This window comes from Pseudomonas sp. GW822-FHT05A08, from assembly GCF_058800485.1.
On the sequence record NZ_CM179511.1, the window covers coordinates 1,438,216 to 1,454,316 of the forward strand.

Annotated in this window: 11 protein-coding genes; 9 read left to right on the plus strand and 2 right to left on the minus strand. The window is 62.6% G+C overall.

Translation table 11 applies throughout. The features are described from left to right. Positions 1-44: 44 nt before the first annotated feature. Positions 45-1,535, minus strand: a complete 1,491-nt coding sequence (locus AC3RCP_RS06455) for a leucyl aminopeptidase (RefSeq protein ID WP_101336912.1) — start codon at positions 1,533-1,535, stop codon at positions 45-47. 311 nt (positions 1,536-1,846) lie between these two features. Between AC3RCP_RS06455 and lptF the strand changes: the two genes are divergently transcribed. From lptF to pdxJ, 8 genes are all read left to right on the plus strand, one after another. After that, a complete protein-coding gene (gene lptF / locus AC3RCP_RS06460) occupies positions 1,847-2,965 on the plus strand; it encodes an LPS export ABC transporter permease LptF (RefSeq protein WP_101336913.1) in 1,119 nt (372 codons plus the stop codon). Continuing rightward, positions 2,958-4,019: an LPS export ABC transporter permease LptG gene (gene lptG, locus AC3RCP_RS06465; protein ID WP_007932151.1), complete on the plus strand. Its 1,062-nt coding sequence runs from the start codon at positions 2,958-2,960 to the stop codon at positions 4,017-4,019. The genes lptF and lptG overlap by 8 nt, the downstream gene beginning before the upstream one ends. A 168-nt stretch (positions 4,020-4,187) precedes the next feature. Then, the gene (gene lepA / locus AC3RCP_RS06470; protein WP_007932152.1) at positions 4,188-5,987 is read left to right on the plus strand and encodes a translation elongation factor 4; all 1,800 of its coding nucleotides are present in this window, start codon (positions 4,188-4,190) and stop codon (positions 5,985-5,987) included. Positions 5,988-5,992: 5 nt separating this feature from the next. Then, positions 5,993-6,847, plus strand: a complete 855-nt coding sequence (gene lepB / locus AC3RCP_RS06475; RefSeq protein ID WP_007932153.1) for a signal peptidase I — start codon at positions 5,993-5,995, stop codon at positions 6,845-6,847. Between the two features lie 213 nt (positions 6,848-7,060). Continuing rightward, positions 7,061-7,750 (plus strand): ribonuclease III, encoded by a 690-nt coding sequence (rnc, locus tag AC3RCP_RS06480; protein ID WP_009042306.1) that lies wholly within the window; start codon positions 7,061-7,063, stop codon positions 7,748-7,750. After that, on the plus strand, positions 7,743-8,645 hold the full coding sequence (era, locus tag AC3RCP_RS06485; RefSeq protein ID WP_007932155.1) for a GTPase Era: 903 nt from the start codon (positions 7,743-7,745) through the stop codon (positions 8,643-8,645). Before rnc ends, era begins: the two co-directional genes overlap by 8 nt. A 124-nt stretch (positions 8,646-8,769) precedes the next feature. Then, positions 8,770-9,459 carry a DNA repair protein RecO gene (gene recO / locus AC3RCP_RS06490; RefSeq protein ID WP_007932161.1) on the plus strand — a complete coding sequence of 230 codons (690 nt, stop codon included), beginning with the start codon at positions 8,770-8,772 and terminating at the stop codon, positions 9,457-9,459. Positions 9,460-9,586: 127 nt separating this feature from the next. After that, on the plus strand, positions 9,587-10,330 hold the full coding sequence (gene pdxJ, locus AC3RCP_RS06495; protein WP_492569339.1) for a pyridoxine 5'-phosphate synthase: 744 nt from the start codon (positions 9,587-9,589) through the stop codon (positions 10,328-10,330). A gap of 121 nt (positions 10,331-10,451) precedes the next feature. Here the strand turns inward: pdxJ and mltF are convergent, their stop codons facing one another. Next, the gene (gene mltF, locus AC3RCP_RS06500) at positions 10,452-11,912 is read right to left on the minus strand and encodes a membrane-bound lytic murein transglycosylase MltF (RefSeq protein WP_101336914.1); all 1,461 of its coding nucleotides are present in this window, start codon (positions 11,910-11,912) and stop codon (positions 10,452-10,454) included. 287 nt (positions 11,913-12,199) lie between these two features. Here mltF and purL point away from each other — a divergent pair, with 287 nt between their 5' ends. Beyond that, on the plus strand, positions 12,200-16,096 hold the full coding sequence (gene purL, locus AC3RCP_RS06505; RefSeq protein WP_457275694.1) for a phosphoribosylformylglycinamidine synthase: 3,897 nt from the start codon (positions 12,200-12,202) through the stop codon (positions 16,094-16,096). The last annotated feature ends 5 nt before the right edge of the window (positions 16,097-16,101 follow it).

Below are 16,101 nucleotides of genomic sequence, written 5' to 3' on the forward strand. Positions count from 1 at the left end.
CCCGGGAGTGCGCCGCGTGTGGGCGCACCCCGAGGTCATAGGTTTCAGGCTTTGGCGCGGTCCAGCAGGTACTGGGTCAGCAGGGGAACCGGACGGCCAGTGGCGCCCTTGTCCTTGCCGCCGCTGGTCCAGGCGGTACCGGCGATATCCAGGTGCGCCCAGTTGTACTGCTTGGTGAAGCGCGACAGGAAGCAGGCAGCGGTAATGGTGCCGGCTTTCGGCCCGCCGATGTTGGCGATGTCGGCGAACGGGCTGTCCAGCTGTTCCTGGTACTCGTCGAACAGCGGCAGTTGCCAGGCACGGTCGTCAGCCTGAACGCCGGCGCTCAGCAACTGGCCGATCAGTTCGTCGTTGTTGCCCAGGAGGCCCGAGGTGTGGGAGCCGAGGGCGACCACGCAGGCGCCGGTCAGGGTGGCGATATCGATCACCGCCTGTGGCTTGAAGCGCTCGGCGTAGGTCAGTGCATCGCACAGCACCAGGCGGCCTTCGGCGTCGGTGTTGAGGATTTCCACGGTCTGGCCGCTCATGGTGGTGACGATGTCGCCCGGACGCGAAGCGGTGCCGCTCGGCATGTTCTCGGCGCAGGCCAGGATGCACACCAGGTTGATCGGCAGCTTGAGTTCCAGTACGGCGCGCAGGGTGCCGAACACGCTGGCGGCGCCACCCATGTCGTACTTCATTTCATCCATGCCGGCGCCAGGCTTGAGGCTGATGCCGCCGGTGTCGAAGGTGATGCCCTTGCCGACCAGGGTGTACGGCTTCTCGGACTTCTTGCCGCCGTTGTATTGCATGACGATCAGGCGCGGCGGCTGGGCGCTGCCCTGGCCCACGGCATAGAACGAGCCCATGCCCAGTTCCTTGATCTTCTTCTCGTCGAGGACTTCGACTTTCAGGGCCTTGAATTCCTTGCCCAGGGCCTTGGCCTGTTCGCCGAGGAAGGTCGGGTGGCAGATGTTCGGCGGCAGGTTGCCCAGGTTGCGGGTGAAGGCCATGCCGTTGGCGATCGCCTTGGCGTGGGCCACAGCGCGCTCGACTTCGGCCAGCGCGGCCTTGATGGTCAGCAGGGTGATTTTCTTCAGGGCGCGCGGTTCGGCCTTCTGGCTCTTGAACTGGTCGAAGCTGTATTCGCCGTCCACCAGGGTTTCCGCCAGCAGGCGGGTCTTGCCGTAGCTGTCGCGGCCCTTGACCACCACTTCGTCCAGCGCCAGCACGGCATCGCTGCCGCCCAGGCCCTTGAGGGTATTGAGGATGCCACTGACGATCTTGCGGAACGGGCGGTCGCCCAGTTCGGCGTCCTTGCCGGTACCGACCAGCAGGACACGTTCGGCCTTCAGGTTCGGCAGGGCGTGCAGCAGCAGGCTCTGGCCGACCTTGCCGTCCAGGTCGCCGCGCTTGAGTACCGCGCCGATGGCGCCGCCACTGAGCTCGTCGAGTTGTTTGGCAACGCTGCCGAGCTTGCGGCCTTCGCCGACGGCGACCACCAGGGTGGCGGTCTTCAACGTTTCCGGGCTAACGCTTTTTACAACCAGTTCCATGTCCGGGTCCCTGAATTAATGGTCAAAGAGCGCAGGGCCAATGCCGTGCGCCAGGCTTGTCATGTCTGTAGCTTTTATTAAGGAGAGGCGTCGGCAGCGGCCAACGACAGGGCCGCCAGTTTGAACCCGGGCGGTCGAGGCTGACAACCCTCCCATGAGTGAACTTCGCCGCTTTAGAGGCCGGCGTGAGCGTGCGCAGTGACAGGCGCATGCAATCACAGGATAATGCGCCATCTTTTTCGGCGGCTCGGCTTCACGGGCCGTGTTTGCTTGTTTGGCCGCCTTAGCCTGACAACCCTGGAGTGTCTGGTTTGATCGTCTTCCGTTATCTATCCCGCGAAGTGTTGCTGACCCTGAGCGCCGTGAGCGCTGTACTGCTGGTCATCATCATGAGCGGACGTTTCGTCAAATACCTCGCGCAAGCGGCCTCGGGCGCACTGGACCCGGGCTCGCTGTTCCTGATCATGGGCTTTCGCCTGCCGGGCTTTTTGCAACTGATCCTGCCGCTGGGGTTGTTCCTCGGCATTCTCCTGGCCTACGGCCGGCTGTACCTCGAAAGCGAAATGACTGTGCTGTCGGCCACCGGCATGAGCCAGCAGCGCCTGCTGGGCATGACCATGATCCCGGCCGCGCTGGTGGCCCTGCTGGTGGCATGGCTGAGTCTGAGCCTGGCGCCGCAGGGGGCCAATCAGTTCCAGTTGCTGCTGAACAAGCAGGACGCCATGACCGAGTTCGACACCCTGGTGCCGGGCCGCTTCCAGGCGCTCAACGACGGTACCCGGGTGACCTATACCGAACACTTGTCCGATGACCGGGCCAACCTGGGTGGCGTGTTCATCTCGGAAAAGCGCCTGAGCCAGGACAAGAAGGACCAAGGCATCTCGGTGCTGGTGGCGGAGAAGGGGCACCAGGACATTCGTCCGGACGGCAACCGCTACCTGATCCTGGAGAATGGCTATCGCTACGACGGTAACCCGGGCCAGGCCGATTACCGGGTCATCAAGTACGACACCTACGGCGTATTGCTGGCCAAGCCGGATGTCAGTGAAGAAGTTACCGACCGTGACGCCATGCCGACCCGCGACCTGATCGGCAACCCGGACCTGCGCGCCCATGCCGAGCTGCAATGGCGTATTTCCCTGCCGCTTCTGGTGTTTGTCGTGACCTTGATGGCGGTGCCGCTGTCCCGGGTCAACCCGCGCCAGGGCCGCTTCCTCAAACTGCTGCCGGCGATTCTTCTTTATATGGCTTACCTGACCATCCTGATCGCGGCCCGTGGCTCGCTGGAAAAAGGCAAGCTGCCGCAGGCGCTGGGCCTGTGGTGGGTACACGGACTGTTTCTATTGATTGGCCTCGGGTTGCTGTACTGGGAACCCTTGCGCCTGAAACTGGCGAGCCGCCGCAGCATGAAGGAGGTGGCTCGTGGTTAAGCTCGATCGCTACATCGGTAACAGTGTCCTGCTGGCCATCCTGGCGGTACTGGGGATCATTCTCGGCCTGGCGTCGCTGTTCGCCTTCATCGACGAGATGGGCAGTGTCAGTGACAACTACACCGTGATGGATGTGTTGAGTTTCGTGGTCATGACGGCGCCTCGCCGGCTTTACGAAATGCTGCCGATGGCGGCCCTGATCGGCTGCCTGATCGGCCTGGGCAGCCTGGCCAGCAACAGTGAGCTGACCATCATGCGGGCCGCTGGCGTGTCCATCGGGCGGATCGTCTGGGCGGTGATGAAGCCGATGCTGTTCCTGATGGTGGCGGGTGTGCTGATCGGCGAGTACGTCGCTCCTGCCACGGAAAGCCAGGCGCAGGCCAGTCGTGCGCTGGCCCAGGGTTCGGGCGACGCGCAAAGTTCCAAGCGCGGCCTGTGGCACCGCCAGGGTGAGGAGTTCATCCACATCAACGCCGTGCAACCCAACGGCCTGCTGTATGGCGTGACCCGTTATCACTTCGACGATCAGCGGCATATGCTGTCCTCGAGCTTTGCTCGCCAGGCCCGTTTCGAAGAAAACTACTGGCAGCTGAGCGACGTCACCACCACCTATTTCCGCGAGGGCAGCACCGAAGTCATCAACGTCCCGCAGGAACGTTGGGACGTGGCCTTGAGCCCGCAATTGCTGAGTACTGTGGTGATGGCGCCGGAGTCGCTGTCGATCAGCGGTCTGTGGGGGTATATCCATTACCTGGCCGACCAGGGCCTGAACAACGGTCGTTACTGGCTGGCGTTCTGGGTCAAGGTGCTGCAACCGCTGGTCACCGCGGCCCTGGTATTGATGGCGATCTCGTTCATTTTCGGTCCGCTGCGTTCCGTGACGCTCGGCCAGCGGGTGTTCACCGGCGTGCTGGTGGGGTTCACCTTCCGCATCGCCCAGGACCTGCTGGGGCCGTCGAGCCTGGTATTCGGTTTCTCGCCGCTGTTCGCGGTGCTGGTTCCCGCCGGGATCTGTGCCCTGGCCGGGGTCTGGCTGTTGCGCCGGGCCGGCTGACCGGCGCCAATGCCGCCACTCTTACGCAAAACGCCCCTGTCGAAAGACCGGGGCGTTTTGCGTTTGCGCGCCCCTGACAGGCGAACGTGACGCTTGCGTCGTCTATCAGGTACAATTCCCGGCTATTTTTCGGCGGGCTATGCCTGCAGCCTTTTTGAGTGTTGATCCGTGAGTGATTTGAGTCATATCCGCAATTTCTCCATCATCGCCCACATTGACCATGGCAAGTCGACTCTGGCCGATCGCTTCATCCAGATGTGCGGCGGCCTGGCCGAGCGTGAAATGGAAGCCCAGGTCCTGGACTCCATGGACCTTGAGCGGGAACGCGGGATCACCATCAAGGCCCACAGCGTTACCCTCTATTACAAAGCCCGCGACGGCATCACCTACCAGCTGAACTTCATCGACACCCCTGGCCACGTGGACTTCACCTATGAAGTCAGCCGGTCGCTGGCCGCCTGTGAAGGCGCCTTGCTGGTGGTCGACGCCGGCCAGGGCGTGGAAGCGCAGTCGGTCGCCAACTGCTACACCGCCATCGAGCAGGGCCTGGAGGTCATGCCGGTGCTGAACAAGATCGACCTGCCACAGGCCGATCCGGACCGGGTCAAGGAAGAGATCGAGAAGATCATCGGTATCGATGCTACCGACGCCGTGACCTGCAGCGCCAAGACCGGCCTGGGTGTCGACGAGGTGCTGGAGCGCCTGGTCACCACCATTCCCGCGCCGACCGGCAACATCGAAGATCCGCTGCAAGCGTTGATCATCGACTCCTGGTTCGACAACTACCTGGGCGTCGTGTCCCTGGTTCGCGTGCGCCATGGCCGCGTGAAGAAGGGCGACAAGATCCTGGTGAAATCCACCGGCAAGATCCACCTGGTGGACAGCGTCGGTGTATTCAACCCGAAACACACCGCCACCACCGACCTGAAGGCCGGTGAAGTAGGCTTCATCATCGCCGGTATCAAGGACATTCACGGTGCGCCGGTAGGTGACACCCTGACCCTGAGCTCGACCCCCGACGTCGAAGTGCTGCCCGGCTTCAAGCGCATTCAGCCGCAGGTCTACGCTGGCTTGTTCCCGGTCAGCTCCGACGACTTCGAAGACTTCCGCGAAGCCCTGCAAAAGCTCACGCTGAACGACTCGTCGCTGCAATACACCCCGGAAAGCTCCGACGCACTGGGCTTCGGCTTCCGTTGCGGCTTCCTCGGCATGCTGCACATGGAAATCATCCAGGAGCGCCTGGAGCGCGAATACGACCTGGACCTGATCACCACGGCGCCGACGGTGATTTTCGAACTGCAACTGAAGAATGGTGAGACGATCTACGTCGATAACCCATCGAAGTTGCCGGATCTGTCATCCATCGAAGACATGCGCGAGCCGATCGTGCGGGCCAATATCCTGGTGCCGCAGGAGCACCTGGGTAACGTCATTACCCTGTGCATCGAGAAGCGCGGCATACAGCACGACATGCTGTTCCTCGGCAGCCAGGTCCAGGTGACCTACGACCTGCCGATGAACGAAGTGGTCCTGGACTTCTTCGACCGCCTCAAATCCACCAGTCGTGGCTATGCTTCGCTGGATTATCATTTCGATCGCTACCAATCGGCTAATCTGGTCAAGCTGGATGTGCTGATCAACGGTGAGAAGGTCGACGCCCTGGCATTGATCGTGCACCGTGATAACGCGCACTACAAAGGGCGTGCGTTGACCGAAAAGATGAAGGAACTGATTCCTCGGCAGATGTTCGACGTGGCAATCCAGGCCGCCATTGGTGGGCAGATTGTGGCGCGGACAACCGTCAAGGCGCTCAGAAAGAACGTACTGGCCAAATGCTACGGTGGTGACGTTAGCCGTAAGCGCAAGCTGTTGGAAAAGCAGAAGGCCGGTAAGAAACGCATGAAGCAAGTGGGTAACGTGGAGATTCCACAAGAAGCCTTCCTTGCTGTGCTCAGGTTGGATAGTTAGGTCCTATGTCGCTAAATTTCCCGCTGTTGCTGGTCATCGCCGTCGCCGTCTGCGGTCTGTTGGCGTTGCTCGATCTGGTCTTTCTGGCGCCGCGTCGGCGTGCCGCCATTACCAACTATCAGGGCAGCGTCAGCCAGCCGGATGGACTGGTCATCGAGAAACTGAACAAGGAGCCGATGCTGGTCGAGTACGGCAAATCGTTCTTTCCGGTGCTGTTCATCGTGCTGGTGCTGCGTTCGTTCCTGGTGGAACCGTTTCAGATTCCTTCGGGATCGATGAAACCGACCCTGGATGTGGGCGACTTCATCCTGGTGAACAAGTTTTCTTACGGGATCCGCCTGCCGGTGATCGACAAGAAAATCATCGAGGTCGGTGATCCGCAGCGCGGCGATGTGATGGTGTTCCGCTACCCGAGCGATCCGAACGTCAACTACATCAAGCGTGTGGTCGGCCTGCCGGGCGACGAAGTGCGCTACACCAGCGACAAGCGCCTGCTGGTCAACGGCCAGTCGGTCGCCGAGCAACTGGTCGGCTCCGAGCCGGGTACCCTGGGCAGCGCGGAGCTCTACAAGGAAAAACTCGGCGCCGCCGAGCACCTGATCCGCAAGGAAATGAGCCGCTACCGGGCCACCCCGGATCGTCAATGGACCGTGCCTGCCGGGCACTACTTCATGATGGGCGACAACCGCGACAACTCGAACGACAGCCGCTACTGGGATGACCCAAGCATTCCCAAGGACCTGCTGGGCATGGTTCCCGACAAGAATATCGTCGGCAAGGCCTTCGCAGTCTGGATGAGCTGGCCCGAACCGAAACTCAGCCACCTGCCGAATTTCTCGCGGGTTGGCCTGATCAAGTAATCAAACACGGCGCTGTTGAACACAGCGCCGAATGCTTTTCTGGATCTTGTAGAACACCGGCCCGCCAGGCTCGGCAGCCTCCCAGGCGTCACCAGAAGCAGCAGTCAACGATATTCAGGATGTGGATTTGAACACAGCGTTAATTGCCACAGGCACCTCGTGCCTTGTCTCCAAGGTGGTGAAATTCAACCACGAACTCAGCGTGGGTAAACCGTGAGCGTTTCTTTGAGCCGTCTCGAGCGTCAGCTCGGTTACACCTTCAAGGACCAGGAACTGATGGTCCTGGCCCTCACTCACCGCAGTTTTGCCGGGCGCAACAACGAACGCCTGGAATTCCTCGGTGATGCCATTCTCAACTTCGTCGCCGGCGAAGCGCTGTTCGAGCGTTTTCCCCAGGCTCGCGAAGGCCAGCTGTCGCGTCTGCGCGCGCGCCTGGTGAAGGGTGAAACCCTGGCCGTACTGGCCCGTGGTTTCGATCTGGGCGAATACCTGCGCCTGGGCTCCGGTGAGTTGAAAAGCGGCGGCTTCCGTCGTGAGTCGATCCTCGCCGATGCCCTGGAAGCGCTGATTGGTGCGATCTACCTGGATGCCGGCATGGAGGTCGCGCGTGAGCGCGTGCTGTCCTGGCTGACGTCCGAGTTCGACAGCCTGACGCTGGTCGACACCAACAAGGACCCCAAGACCCGCCTGCAGGAATTCCTGCAGTCGCGTGCCTGTGAACTGCCCCGCTACGAAGTGGTGGATATCCAGGGTGAGCCCCATTGCCGGACGTTCTTCGTCGAATGTGAAATCACCCTACTGAACGAAAAAAGCCGAGGTCAGGGTGTGAGCCGTCGCATTGCCGAACAGGTAGCGGCCGCCGCAGCACTGATTGCCCTGGGCGTGGAGAATGGCCATGACTGATACAACCGCAACACGCTGTGGCTATGTCGCCATCGTCGGCCGTCCGAACGTGGGCAAGTCCACGCTGCTGAACCATATCCTGGGGCAGAAGCTGGCCATTACCTCGCGCAAGCCGCAGACCACTCGGCACAACATGCTCGGCATCAAGACCGAAGGCGCCATCCAGGCGATCTACGTCGACACCCCGGGTATGCACAAGAGCAACGAGAAGGCGCTGAACCGCTACATGAACAAGACCGCCTCGGCGGCCTTGAAAGACGTCGACGTGGTGATTTTCGTCGTTGACCGCACCAAGTGGACCGACGAAGACCAGCTGGTGCTGGAGCGTGTGCAGTACGTGCAGGGCCCGGTGATCCTGGCGATCAACAAGACCGACCGTATCGAGGACAAGGCCGAGCTGATGCCGCACCTGACCTGGTTGCAGGAGCAGTTGCCGAATGCCGAGATCGTCCCGGTATCGGCCCAGCAAGGCCACAACCTGGAAGCCCTGGAAGGCCTGATCGCCAAGCACCTGCCGGAAAACGATCACTTCTTCCCGGAAGACCAGATCACCGACCGCAGCAGCCGTTTCCTCGCCGCCGAACTGGTGCGCGAGAAGATCATGCGCCAGCTGGGTGCCGAGCTGCCGTACCAGATCACCGTGGAAATCGAAGAGTTCAAGCAGCAGGGCAAGACCCTGCACATTCATGCCTTGATCCTCGTCGAACGCGACGGCCAGAAGAAAATCATCATTGGCGACAAGGGTGAGCGCATCAAGCGCATCGGCATGGAAGCGCGCAAGGACATGGAGCTGCTGTTCGACTCCAAGGTCATGCTCAACCTGTGGGTCAAGGTCAAGGGTGGTTGGTCCGACGACGAGCGTGCCCTGCGTTCGCTGGGCTACGGCGACCTGTAATCCTGCCCCGTCGCCGGCGCCTCGTTTCTGCAACGTGCAGGGGGCGAGCCGCTGGCGATAAAGGTTCAACGAACCTCCCCGTGGACCTGTCACTTTCTCAAGCCTTGAGATCCCCCCGACACCTATGTCCAGTAACGCTCCCATCGGCCAGCCCGCTTATGTCCTGCACAGTCGCGCCTATCGCGAGAGCAGTGCATTGGTGGACTTCCTCACGCCCCAGGGGCGGCTGCGCGCGGTGTTGCGCGGCGCGCGGGGCAAGGCCGGGACCCTGGCGCGGCCGTTCGTGCCGCTGGAAGTCGAATTTCGTGGGCGCGGCGAGCTGAAAAACGTCGGGCGCATGGAAAGCGCGGGAACCTCCACCTGGCTCAACGGCGAGGCGCTGTTCAGCGGCCTCTACCTCAATGAGCTGCTGATCCGCCTGCTGCCCGCCGAAGACCCGCATCCGGCGATCTTCGAGCACTATGCGGCAACCTTGCTGGCTTTGGCCGAAGGTCGCGCCCTCGAACCCTTGCTGCGTGCGTTCGAATGGCGCCTGCTGGACGACCTGGGCTATGGCTTCGCCCTGGACATGGATATCCACGGCGCGCCGATTGAGGCGCAGGGCATGTATCGCCTGCAGGTGGATGCCGGCCTGGAGCAGGTTCACCTGTTGCAACCGGGCCTGTTCAACGGCACCGAGCTGCTGGCCATGGCGCAAGCCGACTGGAGCGCCCCCGGCGCGCTGGCGGCGGCCAAGCGCCTGATGCGCCAGGCACTGGCGGTGCACCTGGGCGGTCGTCCCTTGGTCAGTCGCGAATTGTTTCGCAAGCCCTAGTCGTCCCATTACGCCAATACGCTCGAATCCTGCCTGGCTTGCTCGTGCGACCGAAAGCCGGCAGTTATTTTCGCCAGCGGACACTATATGCTGTGCACCGAATCTCTAACTCCTCAGGAGCGCTTCCGTGACCACCAGCAATCGCATTCTTCTTGGCGTGAACATCGACCACGTAGCCACCCTGCGTCAGGCCCGGGGCACCCGTTACCCTGACCCGGTCAAGGCGGCGCTGGACGCGGAAGAGGCGGGGGCCGACGGCATCACCGTGCACCTGCGCGAGGACCGCCGGCATATCCAGGAACGCGATGTGCTGCTGCTCAAGGACGTGCTGCAAACCCGCATGAACTTCGAGATGGGCGTCACCGAGGAAATGATGGCGTTCGCCGAGCGCATCCGTCCGGCGCACATCTGCCTGGTTCCGGAAACCCGCCAGGAGCTGACCACCGAGGGCGGCCTGGATGTCGCCGGGCAGGAAGCGCGGATCAAGGCGGCCGTAGAGCGGCTGTCGAAGATCGGCGCCGAAGTGTCGCTGTTCATCGACGCCGATGAGCGGCAGATCGCTGCCTCCCGCCGCGTGGGCGCGCCAGCCATCGAGCTGCACACCGGGCGTTATGCCGATGCCGAAACGCCGAGCGAGGTGGCCGAGGAACTGCGGCGCGTGGCCGACGGCGTGGCTTTCGGCCTGGGCCAGGGCCTGATCGTCAATGCCGGCCACGGCCTGCATTACCACAACGTCGAGGCGGTCGCGGCGATCAAGGGCATCAACGAGTTGAACATTGGCCATGCGCTGGTGGCCCATGCGCTGTTCGTCGGTTTCAAAGGTGCAGTGGTGGAGATGAAGGCGCTGATCCTGGCGGCGGCCAAGGCCTGACGGAAACTCTGTAGCCGCTGCCGCAGGCTGCGATCGACTGGAACGGTCGTGGCGATTTTACGGTTGTTCAAGTCCTGTGGACTTGTCGCAATCGTCGGCAGCGGCTTTCTACGCAGAGGGTTTAAAGCGGCGGGGTTTCCTGGGTCGGCCTGGTCTTGTCCACGCCCGGCACGTGCAGGTTGCCCTCGGCCACCTGGTCGCCTTCCAGCTGCGGCTGCGTGACCCAGGTCAGGATGTCGTAGTAGCGACGGATGTTGGCAACGAAATGCACCGGCTCGCCGCCCCGCGCGTAGCCATAGCGGGTCTTGCTGTACCACTGCTTCTGCGAGAGACGCGGCAGCATCTTCTTTACGTCTAGCCACTTGTTCGGGTTCAGCCCTTCCTTTTGCGCCAGCTTGCGGGCGTCGTCCAGGTGGCCGCTGCCGACGTTATAGGCGGCGAGGGCGAACCAGGTGCGGTCCGGCTCTTCGATCTTGTCGTCCAGCTGATCCTTCATGTACGCCAGGTACTTGGCGCCGCCCTGGATGCTTTGCTTGGCGTCCAGGCGGTTGGACACGCCCATGGCCTGGGCGGTGTTCTGGGTCAGCATCATCAGGCCGCGCACGCCGGTCTTGGAGGTGACGCTCGGTTGCCACAAGGATTCCTGGTAGCCGATGGCCGCCAGCAGGCGCCAGTCGACCTTTTCTTCCTTGGCCGAGGCCTTGAAGTGCTTCTCGTATTTGGGCAGGCGCTGCTGCAGGTGCTGGGCAAAGGTGTAGGCGCCGACATAACCCAGGACGTCCACATGCCCGTAATAACGGTCCTTCAGGCGCTGCAGGGTGCCATTCTTCTGCACCTTGTCGAGGAAGGCGTTGATTTCGTTGAGCAGGCTGTTGTCTTCGCCGGCGGCCACGGCCCAGCTCTGGTTGCTGGCATCGCCAAGGTCGAAGGCCACGCGGATATTGGCGAAATACACCTGGTTCATCGCCACTTCGTTGGAATCCACCAGGGTCAGGTCGATCTGCCCCTCGTCGACCATGCGCAGCAGGTCGACCACTTCAACCTCGTCGGACTCTTCGTATTGAATGCCGGGGTATTTCAGCTTGAGTGCGGCCAGTTGCTCGGCGTGGGTGCTGCCCTTGAGCACCATGATCTTCTTGCCGACCAGGTCGCCCGCATCGGTGGGGCGGGACTGGCCGTTGCGGTAGATGATCTGCGGGGTGACTTCCAGATAAGTGTGGGAAAACCGGACTTGCTGCTTGCGTTTCTCGCTGCTGACCAGACCGGCAGCAGCCAGCACCGGGCCGTTAGGTTTACCCAGCTGGTCGAAGAGGTCGTCGAGGTTGTCCGCGGTTTCGATCTTCAGCGTCACCCCCAGGTCGTCGGCGAAACGTTTCACCAGCTCGTATTCGAAGCCGGTTTCACCGTTGCGATCCTGAAAATAGGTGGCCGGGCTGTTACGGGTGACCACCCGCAGCACGCCATCCTCCTTTACTCGCTCGAGCGTGCTGGGTTTCTCAACGCAGGCACTGAGCATCAGGAAGAGTCCGGTTGCGATGAGCCATCGGGCACAGCGCGGACGTAAAGCCATAGGGGAAAACATCTGCGCAGTATACGCAAAGGACAACAACCGCCATATCTCGACAGCGAAGGGCTTGTCTGCTAGAGGTTCCAGCCCCCGGCCAGAGCCCTCGGGAATGGGCCTTCGGGGCCCGTGGAGAGGGGTGAAATAACCCTGCTGAATGGTCCTGACGAGCCTTTGTCACAGGGTGCTGCGCGCGGGCCGACGTCTGGCCGCGCTCGGGCGTGCCGTTTCGGGTGCCGTCGCGGGCGGTTTAGGCTAGAATGCACGGCCTCAAAGCACACCCCCTTCCCGAGGCTGTCCCGAAGATGTTGATCCTGCGCGGCGCTCCTGCCCTTTCTGCCTTTCGCCACAGCAAACTCCTTGAGCAACTGAGCCAGAAGGTTCCAGCTGTCAGTGGCCTGTATGCTGAATTCGCTCACTTCGCCGAAGTTACCGGCGTCCTGACCGGCGACGAACAGCAGGTGCTTGCGCGCCTTCTGAAGTACGGCCCAAGCGTACCGGTGCAAGAACCTACCGGTCGTCTGTTCCTGGTGCTGCCGCGTTTCGGCACCATCTCGCCATGGTCGAGCAAGGCCAGCGATATCGCCCGCAACTGTGGCCTGAGCAAGATCCAGCGCCTGGAGCGCGGCATTGCCTTCTATGTGGCCGGTGAATTCAGCGACGCGCAAGCGCAGTTGATCGCCGACACCCTGCACGACCGCATGACCCAGATCGTGCTGGGCAACCTGGAGCAGGCTGCCGGCCTGTTCAGCCATGCCACGCCGAAGCCGCTGACCGCCATCGATATCCTCGGTGGTGGCCGCGCCGCGCTGGAACAGGCCAACACCGAACTGGGCCTGGCCCTGGCCGAAGACGAAATCGATTACCTGGTCAACGCCTTCCAGGGCCTCAAGCGCAACCCGCATGACATCGAACTGATGATGTTCGCCCAGGCCAACTCCGAGCACTGCCGTCACAAGATCTTCAACGCCAGTTGGGACATCGACGGCCAGAGCCAGGAAAAAAGCCTGTTCGGCATGATCAAGAACACCTATCAGATGCACAACGAAGGTGTGCTGTCGGCTTACAAGGACAACGCCTCGGTGATCGTCGGCAATGTCGCCGGCCGTTTCTTCCCGAACCCTGAAACCCGCCAGTACGGCGCGGTGCAGGAGCCGGTGCACATCCTGATGAAGGTCGAGACTCACAACCACCCGACCGCCATCGCCCCGTTCCCGGGCGCATCCACCGGTTCCGGTGGCGAGATCCGCGATGAAGGTGCAACCGGGCGTGGCGCCAAGCCAAAGGCCGGCCTGACCGGTTTTACCGTATCCAACCTGCAGATCCCGGGCTTCGAACAGCCGTGGGAAGTGCCGTACGGCAAGCCTGAGCGCATTGTCACCGCGCTGGACATCATGATCGAAGGCCCGCTGGGCGGCGCCGCGTTCAACAACGAATTCGGTCGTCCGGCCCTGACCGGCTACTTCCGTACCTTCGAACAGTCGATCGCCACCCCGCACGGTGATGAAGTGCGTGGTTACCACAAGCCGATCATGCTGGCCGGCGGCATGGGCAACATTCGCGAAGAGCACGTCAAGAAAGGCGAGATCGTCGTCGGCTCCAAGCTGATCGTCCTCGGCGGCCCGGCGATGCTCATCGGCCTGGGTGGCGGCGCCGCTTCCTCCATGGCCACCGGCACCAGCTCGGCGGATCTGGACTTCGCTTCCGTTCAGCGTGAAAACCCGGAAATGGAGCGTCGTTGCCAGGAAGTCATCGACCGTTGCTGGCAGCTGGGCGACAAGAACCCGATCAGCTTCATCCACGACGTCGGCGCGGGCGGTCTGTCCAACGCCTTCCCGGAACTGGTCAACGACGGCGACCGCGGTGGCCGTTTCGAACTGCGCAACATTCCAAACGACGAGCCGGGCATGGCCCCGCACGAAATCTGGAGCAACGAATCCCAGGAACGCTACGTTCTGGCCGTCGGCCCGGCCGACTTCGAGCGCTTCCAGGCCATCTGCGAACGTGAGCGTTGCCCGTTTGCCGTCGTCGGTGAAGCCACCGCCGAACCGCATCTGACGGTCACGGACAGCCACTTCGGCAACAGCCCGGTGGACATGCCACTGGAAGTGCTGCTGGGCAAGGCGCCGCGCATGCACCGTTCGGTGGTTCGTGAAGCCGAGCTGGGCGACGATTTCGACCCGTCGAACCTCGACATCGGCGAAAGCATCGAGCGCGTCCTGCATCACCCGGCCGTCGCGAGCAAAAGCTTCCTGATCACCATCGGCGACCGCACCATCACCGGCCTGGTGGCCCGTGACCAAATGGTCGGCCCATGGCAGGTTCCGGTGGCCGACGTGGCCGTCACCGCCACCAGTTTCGACGTCTACACCGGTGAAGCCATGGCCATGGGCGAGCGTACTCCGCTGGCGCTGCTGGACGCCCCGGCGTCGGGCCGCATGGCCATCGGCGAAACCCTGACCAACATTGCCGCGTCGCGCATCAACAAGATCTCCGACATCAAGCTGTCGGCGAACTGGATGTCCGCCGCCGGCCACCCGGGCGAAGACGCACGGCTGTACGACACCGTGAAAGCGGTCGGCATGGAACTGTGCCCTGAGCTGGGCATCACCATTCCAGTGGGCAAGGACTCGATGTCCATGGCCACGCGCTGGAACGACAACGGCGAAGAAAAAACCGTGACCTCGCCGATGTCGCTGATCGTGACCGGTTTCGCGCCTGTGGCGGACATCCGCCAGACCCTGACCCCGCAACTGCGCATGGACAAGGGCACCACCGACCTGGTCCTGATCGACCTCGGTCGTGGCCAGAACCGCATGGGCGCCTCGATCCTCGCCCAGGTGCACGGCAAGCTCGGCAAGCAGGCCCCGGACGTCGATGACGCCGAAGACCTGAAAGCCTTCTTCGCGGTGATCCAGGGCCTCAACGCCGACGGTCACCTGCTGGCTTACCACGACCGTTCCGACGGTGGTCTGCTGACCAGCGTGGTGGAAATGGCCTTCGCCGGTCACTGCGGCCTGAACCTGAACCTCGACGCCCTGGCCGAGAGCTCGGCCGAGATCGCCGCCATCCTGTTCAACGAAGAACTGGGTGCGGTGATCCAGGTGCGCCAGGACGCGACCCCGGATGTGCTGGCGCAGTTCAGCGCCGCCGGCCTGGGCGACTGCGTGGCGGTGATCGGCCAGCCGGTCAACAACGGCCATATCAACATCACCTTCAACGGCGAGAATATCTTCGCCGGCGAGCGTCGCCTGTTGCAGCGCCAGTGGGCTGAAACCAGCTACCAGATCCAGCGCCTGCGGGACAACGCCGACTGCGCCGAGCAGGAATTCGACGTCCTGCTGGAAGAAGACAACCCGGGCCTGAGCGTCAAGCTGAGCTTCGACGTCAACCAGGACATCGCCGCGCCTTACATCAAGAAAGGTGTGCGTCCCCAGGTTGCCGTGCTGCGCGAGCAGGGCGTCAACGGCCAGGTGGAAATGGCCGCGGCGTTCGACCGTGCCGGCTTCAACGCGATCGACGTGCACATGAGCGACATCCTCGCCGGTCGCGTCGACCTGAACGACTTCAAGGGCATGGTCGCCTGCGGCGGCTTCTCCTACGGCGACGTACTCGGCGCCGGCGAGGGCTGGGCCAAGTCGGCACTGTTCAACAGCCGTGCCCGCGACGCCTTCCAGGGCTTCTTCGAGCGCAGCGACACCTTCACCCTCGGCGTGTGCAACGGTTGCCAGATGATGTCCAACCTGCACGAGCTGATCCCGGGCAGCGAGTTCTGGCCGCACTTCGTGCGCAACCGGTCCGAGCAGTTCGAGGCCCGTGTGGCGATGGTCCAGGTCCAGGAGTCGAACTCGATCTTCCTGCAGGGCATGGCCGGTTCGCGTATGCCGATCGCCATCGCCCACGGCGAAGGCCATGCGGAATTCGAAAGCGCAGAAGCGCTGCTTGAAGCCGACCTGTCCGGTTGCGTGGCCCTGCGTTTCGTCGACAACCACGGCAAGGTCACCGAAAGCTACCCGGCCAACCCGAACGGCTCGCCGCGCGGGATTACCGGCCTGACCAGCCGCGACGGCCGCGTCACCATCATGATGCCGCACCCTGAGCGGGTATTCCGTGCCGTGCAGAACTCCTGGCGTCCGGAAGAGTGGAACGAAGATGCGGCGTGGATGCGCATGTTCCGTAACGCTCGCGTGTGGGTGAACTAAGGCCC